The following is a 13848-nucleotide window of genomic DNA, read 5'->3' on the forward strand; positions in this document are numbered from 1 at the left end:
ACGGTTTTCGCCGCTAAAAGTCATGACCGTGGTCATGGGGTTTGCACCCGCGACCGCTTTAGGATGATGCTATGACACGATTACCTGCGCCTGAGCGCACCTCATCGCCTGAGCAGGATGCGTTGGCGGGTGCGGTGCGCCGTGACCGGAGCGTCGATAGTTTTGGTGCAGATGAACTGATCGGCTGGATGTTCGTGCCTAGCTTGGGTGCCACGGTGTTTCAGGCGGTGGAACTCTTCATTGCCGGCCGAAGGGGAGCGTCGGCGGTCTTGGTCGCCGGCGTGCTGTGTGTTGCGGCGCTGGTGGTACTTCGGCAACGGGTCGATGCCGGCACCGCGCGCGTTCGGGGTGCGTTGGTGTTGTGCATCCTGGCCAGCTTGACCATGATCGTGGCGAACGTCATGGCTGTGCCGTTGATGATGATGGCGCTGACCGTGCTCATCGTCGATGTCTCTTTGCTCGCTGGGATCGTTGCGTGGGTGCTTTTCGGAGTCTTTTTGCTGGTCTTGGGGTGGTGGTTCGGGATTGAGGATGGAGGCCTTTTAGGCAATCTCGTTTCAACGCAGCTGTTGACGGGCTTCGGGATTGCGCTTGGGGCAGCTCTGGCGGATTTGGAACGCCGCCGTGTTGAAGCGACGAGCTTGGCTGCGGAGGTGCAGCGTGGCGCTGTCGTGGAGAAGGAGCTCGTGTTGGCACAGGAGCGCCAGCGGGCGGCCCGGGAGCTTCACGACGGCTTGGGGCATAGCTTGACCTTGGTTGGGATGTCGCTCGAGTACGCGGACCGGATGCATGGCCGCGACCCTGAAGGGGCGATGGAGCAGGTTCGCTCGGCTCGCGCGTTGACGGTGGAGGCACTCGATGAAATGAGGCTATGGGTCAGGGCGCTCAATCCTGTGCGATCTGACCAGCTGCGCGGCCGTGAAGCTCTCGACGCGATCGCGGAATCGTTTCGCGGTACCGGTGTCGTGGTGGGTCTGGACGTCGATGAGCCTTTCCCTAACCTTGGCCATGCAGGTGACTTATTGGTGCTCAGATTCGTCCAGGAAGGATTGACGAATGCGTTGCGGCATTCGAACGCCCGCGTCATCGAGGTCGAAGCCACTGCGTGTGGGGACACTATCCAGGTTGCAGTGACGAATCGCGTTCCGCCAGAAGTAACGCAGCTTGACGACGGACCCTTACCCGAAGGCTTCGGATTGCGCAGCTTGCGTGAGCGAGCGGAAGATCTTGGCGGGACGGTCATGGCGCATGCGGAGGACGGTCAAGTGCGGCTCGTCCTCACGCTGCCATACCAGGAGGCGGCGGTGTCGTGAGTGCTACTGTGCGGGTTGTGCTTGTCGACGATCACCAGCTCATGCGAGGCGGTCTGAGCATGCTGTTAGGCACCGTGGGCGAGGTTGAGGTGGTGGGTGAGGTGGCTGACGGGGCGGAGGCACTGACCGTCATCGAGTGCACAGACCCCGACGTGGTTCTCGCCGATGCACGCATGCCCGGAATGGACGGGCTTGAGCTGACTGCCCAATGCGCACGGCATCATCCCGGTGTACCCGTCATTATTCTCACCACGTTTGACGACACCCCTGTCGTTGAAGGCGCTTTAGCGGCGGGAGCGGCTGGCTTCTTGTTGAAAGACAGTTCCACAGATGACCTCGTCAGCGCGGTGCGCGCGGCCGTCTCCGGCGGTTTGGTCATCGATCCCCGTGTAGCGCGCACGGTCATGACTAAGGAGAGCTCGGCATCCTCGTCGGCTCGGGAGGCGGGAGATTCTAACGGCTTCGGCATCAGCGTGGACGCGCTCCTGGAACAGCTAACTCCCACTGAGAGACGCGTCGCCTCGCTCATCTCCCGCGGGTGGAATAACCGCGAAATTGCCGGCGACCTCGTGCTGGCCGAAGGAACTGTCAAGAATCACGTGTCTGCTGTCATGCGGAAACTCTTGGTGCACGACCGGACCCGGCTCGCGCTGCTCTTGCGGGATCACGAGGACAAGCTCTAAGGCGCCAGCTCAAACTCGATCGGCTCGCTCTCGATGCCGTTGACTACGACGGACACGGCCTGCGTGCCGGGGTAGTAGGTGCGGGTCCCAGTCACGCGGAATGGGTGTGTCTTGGAAATTTCAAGCTCCTCGCCCGGCGCGAGAGTGAAACGGCCGAAGCGGAAGACAGTGGGGCGGCGGCCACCGTTGGCTTTGAGGAAGTGCAGTTTGTAATCCACGAGGACATCGCGCGCGGTGTCGCCGTGGTTGACCAGTGTGGCGGTGAGTTCGACGCTAGACCCAATCGCTGCAGCAACCGGGAATGCCACCGAGTGCAGTTCAATGCCCGCGTCCGGCGCGAAACCGACCACGTCGAGCGCTTCATGGTGGGACTGCTTCACCAGGCCGCGCAGGCTGCGTTCGACCACCCAGGTGACCTCGGGGGAGTCGTTTTCTTCGCGCCACCGCCGCGCTGTCGCCACCGCGAGGTCCGGGTGCGTCTTCGCGATGTCATTGAGGTTGTTGGCCACGGATGTGCGCACGTACAGCGACTCGTCGTTGTAGAGACGGTCGAGCACCGGCAGGATGGGTGACGGATCTTCAGTGAACGGCCTGTGGACGGCGGCCCAGGGGAGGCGGGGGCGGATGCCTTCCGTCGATAAGCGGCGGACATTGTGCGAATCCGACCGCGACCATACGTGGACACACTCCAGCGTGGCCTCCGGGTAGCGTGCCAGGAACGGCCGCACTGCCCACTCGCCGGTGAACACGCGGGTCAGTGCCTCAATCGCGTCAAGCGAGACCTCCGGATGCTCCAGCCCGTAGTCCTCGATGTAGCGGCTGACCGGCCACAGGTGGAACGAGTGGTTGAAATAGCCCTCGCCCTCCGCGAGTTCAGGCCCAAGCTTATCGACGATTCCCGCCACCACCTCCGGATATTCACCCGGTAACCGATCCTTCAGGCCGGCGGCGAACACGCTGACGCGGTCTTTGATCTCAAGGTCGTCGACGCGTGGGGCGACCCAGGCGGCGTACTCCTCGGCGTCGATCCCGAGCTGCTTGCCGAGCTTGTGGGCGGTGTCTGCGCCGAAGTAGTACTTCATCTTCATGGCAGCCACTGTACAGTCGTTCGATTAACCGGGCGGTTCGCAGCTCGCCCCCTACCAGCGAGGAGGCCCGGCAACTAGCTGGCTAGAGCATCACATCCACCACGAAGAACGCGTCTGAGGCAAACGTCAGGATGGGTTTGATCACGCTGTCTCAATGCAGTTTTCGTGCGGTGAAGGACTAAACCGGCAAACCGCGGTTGCGCAGGCGCTGCCGGTTGATAATCGCAACGAGAGCGCCGAACACAATCAGAGCGTTAACGATGTACACGGCATCGGTGCCGAACAACACATATGCGCGACCACCAAGCAGGGCGCCGCACGCCAGAGACGCCCACAAGGCGAAGTGTCCGAGCCAATGCTTGTGGGGGTCACCGAAGAGCGCACCCACAAAGCGCTGGGACATCTTCACCAAGGTCCCCGTCATATAGGTCAGAGCGATCGAGACTTCACCGTCACGCTCGAACGTCGAGTTCATAGCACCTACGGTGAAAGAAAGCATGTACATCGCCGCGAGCTGAGCATCGACAGTAATGAGAATTGATGCGAACGTTGAAGTTAGGCAAATGAACAGGAGAACCGCTTCGCGCGTGCGCGTGTGCGGGAGCATACGACGTCCCAACTGGCTAATGGCTGCGCCTACGCCGACACCTACGAGAAACGTGATCATGATGCTTCCGGTGAGGCCGGCGACTTCCCAGCGCCGCTCGCTCATTGCGGCGGTCAAGCGGGTGGTGTTGCCCGACATGAACGAGAGGAAGTACCCCCCGAGGTACATGAATCCGATGGTGTCCACGAATCCCGTGATCGAAGACAGGTAAATGGCCAAGGCACGCTCAGCATTACGGTACCCCTTCATTTAACTTTCCTTTCTAGAGATGGCACTCGAAAAAGGTTAGTGAGCCGATTCATGGGATCCCCGGAAAGAGAAATAACGGGTCACTGAGAATGAAAATGCGAACCTGTGAGCCGGAGGGCTGTCTGCTGTTGGTCATTCGGCCATTTCCGTCGGCCTGATGTAGTGAAGCGTGCGTGGTCCACGGCACTCAACGGAAGTATGAGTGAACCTAGTGAAACGGATGGTTAATGAAGTTGGGCACCATTTTGCTCAAGGGATTGTGCCCATGGTCTGTGCGGAAGCTGTGGGAACAGGGCAATCTCTTCGAACAGAACATTAAAACGATCTGGTCGATGCAGTCTTTCATGCGCAGGTCGCCTTCCGTCGGCGTGCCGATTCCTAGGTGACCGATGAGGGTAAAGAAACGCGTCAGTCGCAACTAACCGGCTCAAAGCGTAGGTGCTATCTCTCGGGCCGCGAGAATAGGGGCCCGCAACGGTCTTCGGGGGTTACGTTGCTCGTCAGTCTAACGCGGCCGTTAGTCCGCAAAGCTACAGTGCTCAGAGCGTAGGCGATGGTCAAATGAAGAACCGGAATTGTGCAAGTGGTTATATTTTGCTCGCTGCCTGGCAAACCGAGGGTTCATTCCGCCTTCTCACACTGCAGCTTCGGGTCGGCGCATATGCAACGAAATCGCCGAGACGTACTGGGGCTAATGCACCGTAGTCCTCGATGTAGCGGCTGACGGGCCACAGGTGGAACGAGTGGTTGAAATAGCCCTCGCCCTCCGCGAGTTCAGGCCCAAGCTTATCGACGATTCCCGCCACCACCTCCGGATACTCACCCGGCAACCGATCCTTCAGGCCGGCGGCGAACACGCTGACGCGGTCTTTGCTCTCAATGTCGTCGACGCGCGGGGCGATTAGAACGCCGCAATCAGGCCAACCAGCAACATGAGCCCACCGATGAGCATTGTCGTGACGGGTAGCACGACGTTGACATCGTTCCCGTGGACGGGGGCGGTGAAGTGCTGCGGGTAGTTCGGGTCGTAGATCACCGTCACGATCTGGCCGATGCGGTTGTTCATCCCCACATCAGAATGGGCCGGCTGCCCCAGAAGCGGCTGGCCGTCGACAGTGGTGAATTCAATCGTTTCGACCATGGTGCGCTCCACCCGCGTACGGTTGCCTCTATCCTGGGTGCGCTTTTCGTGCATGAACGAATCCACGACCCGGCCTTCCACACGCACACCATGCGAGGCGAGTCTCTCGAGGGACATGTAGTCAGAGATGCCTTTGAAAATGACCACTGCGGCCATGATGAGAAGAATGTAATCCATTGGTTCCACGCTTCAGTGTTGGGTGCCTATTCATCATGTGTAACGCGCCGGGGAGGGGGTAAGTTCGGGACTGGTCTGAAAAGAGCTAGGTAAACAGGAAGATCAGGGCAACCAACGCGAAGAATCCGCCGGCGGCCATCGTCACAAACGGCTCAATGACACTAATCTCTGCATCCTCGGACGCCGGGGCCAAGAAATTGTTCGGAGAGTCTGGGTCGTAGATCACCCGGACAGTCATACCCATCCGGTTGCGTTCGCCGACTCCATCAGACGGCCGGCCGAGAATCGGGGTTCCGTCAACAGTGTGAAACTCGATGGTCTCGATCATGTTGCGGTCGGTTTTACTGCGACCTTTGAAATCTGTAGTGGGAGTCTCCCGCAGGTAGGTGTCAACAACGCGACCTGTGACACGCACACCCTTCTGCGCGAAGCGCTCGCGGGACTTGTAATCCCTGTAACCCAGGAAGACGAGAAACGCCGCTGCGGCGAACAAGGCTGCGCTGAACATCACACACTCTCTAGCCGGTGTTCCTAAGCGGATTTCCCGGACTTGCTGGACTTGCCGGATTTCTTCCTGTCTAGCGAGGCTTTCAGAGCCTCCATGAGGTCGACCACGTCAGCGTCGTCACCGTCGTCGCTGCTGTCGGAGTCGGAGTCGGCATCCTCGCCGAATGTTTTCGAGGTGTCCAGGGTGTCGCCGGACTCGAATTTCGCGTCGATAAGCTTGCGCAGCTCGATCTGGTAGTCGTCAGAGAACTCATCCGGGGTGAAGTCTGAGGAATATTGCTCAACGAGCGCGGCGGAGAGCTCAAGCTCCTTGTCGCCGATCTTCGCACGCGAATTGACGCCCTTGAAGTTCACATCGCGGATCTCGTCGGCCCAGAGCATGCCCTGCAACACGAGGGTTTTGTCACGCACGAGCAGCGCGCCCAGGCGGGTCTTGTTGCGCAGGGCGTACTTGACCACGGCCATACGGTCGGTGTTCTTGAGTGTTTCCCGCAGCAAAAGGTAGGACTTCGGCGTCTTGCCGACGGGCTCGAGGTAATAGGCCTTCTCCGCCATGATCGGGTCGATCTGATCGGCGGGAACGAACTGGACGACTTCGATCTCGTTGTTGTTCGCCTCCGGCAGGGACTCGAAATCGTCGGCGGTGAGCACGACTGTCTCGCCGTCTTCTTCGAAGGCCTTATCGATGTTCTTGTATTCGACCTTCTCGCCGCACACCTCGCATCGGCGCTCATAACGGATGCGGCCGCCGTCCTCGTCGTGGACCTGGTGGAAAGAAATGTCGTGGTCTTCGGTCGCCCCGTAGGCCTTGACCGGGACGTTAACGAGGCCGAAGGTGATGGAACCGCTCCAAATTGCGCGCATACCCGCAGTGTACGGGGGTTATGTAAGTTCTGTGGGAGAGTAAGCGAAAGGCAGTTCATGGCGCGCAGCAAGAAATTTCAGGTCGGCGAGCGCACTCTCGCCGTGAGCAACCTGGACAAGGTGCTTTACCCGGCCACGGATGATGCTCCGGCCGTGACGAAGGCGGACGTGATGCACTACTACCTCACGGTCGCCGATGCGCTCATCCCGCAGATCGCCCGCCGCCCCGTGACGCGAAAGCGTTTCCCGGACGGTGTCGGGGGAGAAGCCTTCTTCCGCAAGGACTTGGAAGATTCGGCGCCGGAGTGGATCCCGTTCGGCATCATCGCGCACAAGACGTCGACAAACCGGTACCCGCTCGCCGACGAGCCCGCTGTGTTGGCCTGGTTCGCGCACGTCGCGGCGTTGGAGCTGCACACCCCGCAGTGGCGTTTCGACGACACCGGTTACCCCGCCAACCCTGACCGCATGGTCCTCGACCTCGACCCTGGTCCTGGCGTGGGCCTTGCCGAGTGCGCCGAAGTGGCCCGCTGGTGCAAGGAGATCCTCGACGGCATGGGTATGGAGTCCGTTCCTGTGACATCGGGGTCGAAGGGTATCCACATCTACGCCGCGCTCGACGGCACGAGCACTGCGGACCAGGTTTCAGCGGTGGCGAAGGAACTGGCCCGCGCACTCGCCGCGGACAATCCGGATGAGGTCACGCATGTGATGAAGAAGGATCAGCGCGCCGGGAAGGTCTTCATCGACTGGAGCCAGAACAACGGGTCGAAGACGACCGTGGCGCCCTACTCGTTGCGCGGCCGCGAACGCCCGACCGTTGCCGCCCCACGCACGTGGGACGAGCTCGAAGACCCGAGCCAGCTCGAGTACACCGAGGTCATGAAGCGGCTTGCGGAAGGACTCGACCCGCTCGCGCACCTGGGCTTTCACCCCGATCGCTTATCGACGTACCGCTCCATGCGCAACCCCTCCAAAACCGCCGAACCCGTCCCCGCCGAACCGCCGGCCGACCGCGCCGGGGAGGAGCCCATCTTCGTCATCCAGGAGCATCACGCCTCGTCGTTGCACTGGGATGTCCGCTTCGAGCGCGAGGGGGTGCTCGTGTCCTGGGCGGTGCCGAAGGGCCCGCCGCTCGATCCGGCGGAGAACCGGCTCGCGGTCCAGACAGAAGACCACCCGATCGAGTACGCCGCGTTTGAAGGGACCATCGCAAAGGGGCAGTACGGCGCCGGGGAGGTGAGCATCTGGGACACCGGCACGATCGAGGTAGAGAAGTGGCGTGACGGCAAGGAGGTCATCGTCGTCCTTCGCGGCCGTCCCGACGGCGGTTTGGGCGGAGTGCCGCGCCGGTATGCGATGATCCGCACCGGATCCCGCGAGGGCTCTGAGCAACAGCAGTGGCTGATGAAGTTCATGAAGAAACAGCCCGCCCTTGAGCCAGTTGCCGAGCCAGCCTTCGAGCCACCCGCCGAACCTGCATCCGTGCCGTTTAGCGTCGCTGACGTACCGGAGCCGATGCTCGCGACCGCTGGCAGCGAGGCCGACATCCGACTGGGAAAGAAAGACGGCGAGACGTGGGCCTTCGAGATGAAGTGGGACGGCTACCGCATTATCGCCGGTGTCGGTGATCCACGCGACGGGGGAGGAGTAGTGCTCTCCAGCCGTAACGGGAAGGACTACACGGACATCTTCCCGGAGCTCTCGGAACTTCAGGAACTCATCGGAGACGACTCTGGCGGCGCTGTTCTCGATGGGGAAGTAGTCGCGCTCAATGCCCAAGGGCGGCCGGACTTCGGCCTTCTGCAGGCGCACAGAAAAGGCGAGCTGGGTGGTGATGAGGCGACGATTCGCTACATGGTCTTCGACATTCTCCACATGGGCACCCCGGGCGGACAAGGGCGCTCTCTGATTCGCGAGCCGTACGAGAAGCGTCGCGAGCTGCTGCGCAGTCTTCTTGACAGCGGTGACTACGTGGCCATTCCTCCCGCACATACAGGCAGCCTGGAGGAGGCGATCGCAGTGAGCCGCGAGCTGAAGCTCGAAGGGGTGGTGGCGAAGCGGACGGACTCGACGTATCTCCCCGGCCAGCGGGGCACAGCGTGGATCAAGATCAAATTCCAGATCCATCAGGAAGTCGTGGTCGTCGGTGTGCGTGAAGGCAAGCGCGGGATCGCCTCGCTCCTTGTCGCTGTGCCCGATGAGGATGGAGAGCTCACGTATGCCGGCCGCGTCGGCACAGGGTTCAGTGCCAAGGATCTCGAGGAGATTGAACGGCGGTTGGAAGGGGTGAGGCGCAAGGAACCGTCGATAAGCGGAATGCCTGAGGACGCATGGTGGGTGGAGCCGACGTACGTCGCGGAAGTCGCGCTGGCGGGGCGTACGCGCGACGGGAAAGTGCGACACGCCGTGTGGCGAGGGTGGCGCGACGATAAGCAACCCAGCGATGTCGATTGGACTCCTGAGCTGGGATAACACAGTACTGCCCGGGGGCGGATATCGGTTATTTCTGTGGAATGCGCACAAACTCACGCTGAAAACTTATGAATTCCTGGGCGATTAGAGCTATATTCCTCTACAAAGTAATTTTGATCACGTCCGCTAAATATTGTGCTTCCAGTCAATGTGATGCGGGCGTCGAACCGGAGAGAGGTTACCGTTGAGCACCAAAATTACAGGCCAGGGCGATTCCGCCCAGGCTCAGGCCCGGGAAAACATGGGGCCGCTCGAGCGACTTCTGACCTGGCGTCCGTTTTCCGCGGTCGCACGCACGCTGATCATCCTGGCGATGGTCGTGCCGCTGCTGTTCGCCGGACTGTACATGTGGTCCATGTGGGACCCGACGGGCTCCGTGCCGCAGACGCGCCTGGCTGTGGTCAACAACGACAAGGGCGTTGACCGCGGTGAAGGTGCCGGGATGGAGAATATCGGCGACCAGGTCGTCGAAGGTCTGACCAGCCGCGACTACCTCGACTTCTCCAAAGTGTCGGATGAAGAGGCGAAGCAGGGCCTGCTCACGGGCAAGTACCTGTTCACCGTGACCATCCCGGAGGACTTCTCTGAGAAGGTCGTCAGCGTGATCGACCCGGAGCCGCAGCAAGCGGAGATCCTGATCAACCTCAACGACTACAACGGCACCAACGGTGCGGTGCTGACCTCTGGCCTGCTCCCGCAGATCCAGTCCGAGGTCAAAGCCGAGGTGGCTAAGACCTACGGCGAGGAGGTTCTCGGCGGCATCAACGAGCTTGGCGACGGCATCCGCGCCGCAGCCGACGGCTCCAAGCAGCTCGACGAAGGTGCCGGCCAGCTGAAGGAGGGTACCGGCCGGGCAGTCGACGGCATCAACCAGCTTGACGACGGTGCCACGCAGCTCAACGACGGTACGGGAGAGCTCAAGGAAGGTGTCGGTGAGCTCGGCGACGGTGCAGGTCGCCTCAAGGACGGTGCCTACCAGCTGCGCGACGGCCTGACGCAGCTCGAGGGCGGTACCGACCAGCTCGCCGACGGTGCCCGCCAGATCGACGAAGGCGTCAACAAGCTCACCGACATGCTCATCCCGCTGCTTCAGAACGTGCAGGGTGGCGTGGGCCAGCTCAAGCCGATCGTGGACACGCTGCGCACTGTGGGCATGAACGAGCAGGCCGACAAGATTGACGGCATTGTGAAGCAGCTCGACCCGGAGAATCCGCAGAACGTCGTCAACGACCTCAACCGTCTGCGCGACGGTACCGGCGAGCTCTACGCGAACCTCTCCGACCCGAACATGCCGTACCGTGACGGCCTCAACCGCCTGATCGACGGCTCCAACCAGCTGGCTGACGGTACCGACCAGCTCAACGGCGGTGTCACCCGACTGACCGACGGCGCGAACCGCCTGCACGACGGCACCACCCGCCTCAAGGACGGCACCACCCAGCTTGTCGACGGCGGCGCCCAGCTCCAAGACGGCACCACCCGCCTCAAGGACGGCTCCACCGAGCTGTCCACCAAGCTTGGCGACGGCGCACAGCGCGCCCCCGAGGTCAAAGACATGGACAAGTCCTCCGACCAGATCGCCGTCCCGATCGCCTTCATGGAGGCGAACGAGCACCCGACGCAGCTCGTTGTCGATGAGGCTGACCCGACCGTGAAGGAGCCGTCGAGTGGTTTCTCCATCATCGGCCTCATCGTGATCAACTTCATGCTCATGGCGGTCATGTCCATCCTGCTGCCGCATGCGATTGGCCGCCGCCACAAGGCATCCGGCGCCACCGGCCCGGTCCTGTCCGCGTGGTTGAGCAACTTCGGTGTCAACGTCGCGCTGACTGCACTGCTGGCGTTCGTGTCCATCACCCTCGGCTGGCGCCCGGTGAGCTGGCCCGTCATGATCATGACCCTGCTGCTGATCGACGTGATGGGTACCTCCGTCTTCCAGTTCTTCCGCATCCTGTTCGGACGCGTGGTGGGCGCGATGTTCAATATCGGATTCTTCGCTCTGGGCCTGTTCACCTCCGGCTCCGTCTGGCCGCTGTCTACACTGCCGGCACCGCTGGCGGCCCTGAACCCGTTCCACCCGATGAGCCACGCCCGCAACCTGTTCGTCCGCACTGTCGACGGCATCTACGACAGCGCGTTCTGGACCGGCCTGGTCGTCCTGGTTGTGGTGTCGCTGCTGGCGATCGCCGGATCCATCGTGATTTACAACGCCCGCCGCAAGGCGCTCCACATCGACGATCCGAACGAGAACCCGCGCCAGCGCGAGATCTACGAGCGTGAGATCCGCGAAGGCGAGGAGCCGCTGCAGTCGGTCTTCAGCCGCTAGCTGCTGCCGCGTCCGGCTTTATCCGGCGTTGACGACGAGGATCCACACAGCGATCAGGTGCACGATCGCAGCAACAATGGTCAGGGAGTGGAAGTGCTCGTGGTATCCGTAGTAGCGGGCCTCACGCCCAGGCCATTTGAAGCCGTAGATCGCGGCACCCACGGTGTAGGCGACACCGCCGACGAAAAGAAGCCACAGCACGGCCGGGTTGGCGTTGTTCCATAGGTAGGGGATGAGCGGGACGATAATCCAGCCAAGCCCGACGTAGATGATGGGGGAGAGCCAGCGCGGGTGGCCCGACCAGAACAATTTCAGCGCGAGGTTGCCCAGTGCACCGACCCATGCGATGGCCAGGGTCCACGCCGCCATCCGCGGCGGCAGCGCGATGACGCACATTGGGGTGTACGTGGAGGCGATGAACACGGCGATCATGGCGTGGTCGGCCCGCCTCCACGCCTCGACGCCGCGCTGGGTGCGCCACGGGAAGCGGTGGTAGGTCGCCGAGACCGAGAACAGTGCGATCAGGCCGGCACCGTAGATGGTCACGCTCAGCGCCTCCAGCCAGGTGAGCGTCATCCAGGAAAAGGTGATCAGCACGGTGGCGGCGATGGTGGCCGCTTGGGCCGCGAACAGGTGGGCCCAGCCGCGGATGAGGGGACGCTCGCCACGGTCGGCGATCCAGCGGGTGACGCGGATTTGCTCGCCACTTCTACTTTGCACTGTCATAACGCCTGCAAGCCTAGTCGCGGCGGGGTGCAATCCCCTCAGTCATCGTGCGAACCCACGCAGCGTCCGCTTGCTTGACGCCGTTGACCGCACCCGGTCCAACAGCGCGGTCGCTGCCCCACACGACCACGTTGCCGTAGCTGTTCCCAGAGAGCATGCCAGGCGTAGATAGTGCGCCGACGTGCGGAAACGCTTCCACCATCCCGGCGAGCTCTGCGCGTGTTTCGGCGAGACCTGCGCGGTCTCCAATGTTGGCCACATAGACCCCGCCGGGGGACAGGGCGCGTGCGACGGCGCGGTAGAACTCGACCGTCGTCACGTGGCGTGGGGTGGTGGGCCCGTCGAAAACATCGCGGATGACAGCGTCGACGCTGCCCGGGGATAGGGAGTGCACGTAGGTGCGGGCGTCGCTGGTGTGGAAGTGGGCGGGGACGTCGAAAAGCGAGCGGGTGAGTTCGCTCAACGCGCCATCGATCTCCACAACGATGTTGCGCGATTCCGGCCAGACGTCGGCGCAATAGCGCGGCAGAGAGCACCCGGCACCGCCGAGGTGGACGACGGTGCGCGGCTCGCGCAGGCACGCGGCGATCCACTCCATGTAGTCGAAGCCCAGCACCCGCGGCGCACCCAACACAATGCGTGACGACGGCACACCGTTGACCTCCAACACGTACGCCCCATCGCGCTCCGGGTCGGTGATGATCCGCGCTGACCCGGTGTCGATGGGGTAGGTGCCCGCGGGACGGAACTTCCTGGCGCGTGGCTTGTCCTGACGTCTGCGGGGGCGACTACCAGACGGCGGCAAAACGCATCAAGACGTGAGCGATCGGGTCCGGGAACGGCTTGCGCAGCCACTTCAAGCCACGGTCGGAGAGGCTGACCGAGTGGTGCTGCACCCACTTGATCCACGGCTGCTTGGAAGTGAGCACCTTGATCGTCTCATCCGCAATGTCGCCGGGAGTGAGGTTGACGCCCATGTTCTTCACCGACTGGGCCTTCACGTTGGCCACCTGGGTGGCGGCCCACAGGGGCATCATGTCGTGGACGCGGATGTCGTCATTGCGCCACTCGACCGACAGCGCCTCCGTCATGCCGTTGACGAAGAACTTCGATGCGGAATACGTGGAGATCTCCGGCTGGCCGAAGATCGCCGATGCCGACGACATGGAGATCATCACCGCGTCCTTCGTCGCCTTGAGGTAGGGGTATGCGGCCTGCGCACCGTAGACAACGCCGACGCAGTTGATGTCGGTGAGCAACTGGACCTTCTCCGGATCCTGGTCCACAACCTCGCCATCGATGATGATGCCGGCGTTGTTGAAGAGGAAGTCCAGGCGGCCGCCGGTCTTGGAGGTGAAGTCCTGAAGAGCCGCATCCCAGTTCTCGCGGTCGGTGACGTCCAGGTGGCCGGTGATCAGCTGGCCTTCGGGGATGTCGTCTGTGCCCCAGATGGTCTCGTTGACGTCATAGGAGCCGACGGTCCAGCCCATGTTCAGCAGACGCTGGGCCGTTGCCTTACCGATGCCGGATGCACCACCGGAAATGAAGGCCGCAGGACGCCTCGAAGCATCGGCGACAAAATCCTCCGGCTTCGCGTAGGGGGTTTCGTTCTCGTCATGGCGAAATGGCTTAGCTAAAGGGTTCCACATGAGATACACCTTAGAACTGCAAAACTGTTCGTGGGGGCGAAAT

Annotated in this window: 13 protein-coding genes; 5 read left to right on the forward strand and 8 right to left on the reverse strand. The window is 62.1% G+C overall.

Features of this window, described 5'->3' with window-relative positions:
- The first annotated feature begins 71 nt into the window (after nucleotides 1-71).
- Both KBX07_RS00205 and KBX07_RS11420 read left to right on the forward strand, forming a co-directional pair.
- A complete protein-coding gene (locus KBX07_RS00205; RefSeq protein WP_083770326.1) occupies nucleotides 72-1313 on the forward strand; it encodes a sensor histidine kinase in 1242 nt (413 codons plus the stop codon).
- Nucleotides 1310-1996: a response regulator transcription factor gene (locus KBX07_RS11420; RefSeq protein ID WP_256004472.1), complete on the forward strand. Its 687-nt coding sequence runs from the start codon at nucleotides 1310-1312 to the stop codon at nucleotides 1994-1996. Before KBX07_RS00205 ends, KBX07_RS11420 begins: the two co-directional genes overlap by 4 nt.
- Here KBX07_RS11420 and KBX07_RS00215 read toward each other — a convergent pair.
- Complete coding sequence (locus KBX07_RS00215) at nucleotides 1993-3084, reverse strand: hypothetical protein (RefSeq protein ID WP_005290896.1); 1092 nt, start codon at nucleotides 3082-3084, stop codon at nucleotides 1993-1995. The genes KBX07_RS11420 and KBX07_RS00215 overlap by 4 nt on opposite strands.
- A 178-nt stretch (nucleotides 3085-3262) precedes the next feature.
- The gene (locus KBX07_RS00220) at nucleotides 3263-3940 is read right to left on the reverse strand and encodes a YoaK family protein (protein WP_005290893.1); all 678 of its coding nucleotides are present in this window, start codon (nucleotides 3938-3940) and stop codon (nucleotides 3263-3265) included.
- Between the two features lie 743 nt (nucleotides 3941-4683).
- On the opposite strand from KBX07_RS00220, the gene KBX07_RS00225 reads away from it, so the two are divergent.
- Entirely contained in the window at nucleotides 4684-4845 is a 162-nt protein-coding gene (locus KBX07_RS00225) for a hypothetical protein (protein ID WP_256019256.1), read from the forward strand.
- On the opposite strand, the gene KBX07_RS00230 is transcribed toward KBX07_RS00225, so the two are convergent.
- The 3 genes from KBX07_RS00230 to KBX07_RS00240 all read right to left on the reverse strand — a co-directional run bounded on the left by KBX07_RS00230 (nucleotide 4842) and on the right by KBX07_RS00240 (nucleotide 6629).
- Nucleotides 4842-5258, reverse strand: a complete 417-nt coding sequence (locus tag KBX07_RS00230) for a DUF3592 domain-containing protein (RefSeq protein ID WP_255995235.1) — start codon at nucleotides 5256-5258, stop codon at nucleotides 4842-4844. The two genes, KBX07_RS00225 and KBX07_RS00230, sit on opposite strands and share 4 nt — an antisense overlap.
- 85 nt (nucleotides 5259-5343) lie before the next feature.
- Nucleotides 5344-5766 (reverse strand): DUF3592 domain-containing protein, encoded by a 423-nt coding sequence (locus KBX07_RS00235; RefSeq protein ID WP_255995236.1) that lies wholly within the window; start codon nucleotides 5764-5766, stop codon nucleotides 5344-5346.
- A gap of 23 nt (nucleotides 5767-5789) precedes the next feature.
- Entirely contained in the window at nucleotides 5790-6629 is an 840-nt protein-coding gene (locus KBX07_RS00240) for a Ku protein (RefSeq protein WP_256022527.1), read from the reverse strand.
- Nucleotides 6630-6686: 57 nt separating this feature from the next.
- Between KBX07_RS00240 and KBX07_RS00245 the strand changes: the two genes are divergently transcribed.
- Both KBX07_RS00245 and KBX07_RS00250 read left to right on the forward strand, forming a co-directional pair.
- Entirely contained in the window at nucleotides 6687-9104 is a 2418-nt protein-coding gene (locus KBX07_RS00245) for an ATP-dependent DNA ligase (RefSeq protein ID WP_256022529.1), read from the forward strand.
- Between the two features lie 184 nt (nucleotides 9105-9288).
- Nucleotides 9289-11430 (forward strand): YhgE/Pip family protein, encoded by a 2142-nt coding sequence (locus KBX07_RS00250; protein ID WP_256022531.1) that lies wholly within the window; start codon nucleotides 9289-9291, stop codon nucleotides 11428-11430.
- 18 nt (nucleotides 11431-11448) lie between these two features.
- Here the strand turns inward: KBX07_RS00250 and KBX07_RS00255 are convergent, their stop codons facing one another.
- The 3 genes from KBX07_RS00255 to KBX07_RS00265 are packed head-to-tail and all read right to left on the reverse strand — an operon-like array spanning nucleotide 11449 to nucleotide 13805.
- Nucleotides 11449-12156, reverse strand: coding sequence for a hemolysin III family protein (locus KBX07_RS00255; RefSeq protein WP_256019248.1), 708 nt, complete (start codon nucleotides 12154-12156; stop codon nucleotides 11449-11451).
- A 13-nt stretch (nucleotides 12157-12169) separates the two neighbouring features.
- Nucleotides 12170-12961, reverse strand: a complete 792-nt coding sequence (locus KBX07_RS00260) for a spermidine synthase (protein WP_256022532.1) — start codon at nucleotides 12959-12961, stop codon at nucleotides 12170-12172.
- Complete coding sequence (locus tag KBX07_RS00265; protein ID WP_005290877.1) at nucleotides 12945-13805, reverse strand: SDR family oxidoreductase; 861 nt, start codon at nucleotides 13803-13805, stop codon at nucleotides 12945-12947. Before KBX07_RS00265 ends, KBX07_RS00260 begins: the two co-directional genes overlap by 17 nt.
- Between the last annotated feature and the right edge of the window lie 43 nt (nucleotides 13806-13848).

The sequence above is a fragment of the Corynebacterium sp. CCUG 70398 genome, assembly GCF_024454055.1.
Taxonomy (GTDB): domain Bacteria; phylum Actinomycetota; class Actinomycetes; order Mycobacteriales; family Mycobacteriaceae; genus Corynebacterium; species Corynebacterium genitalium.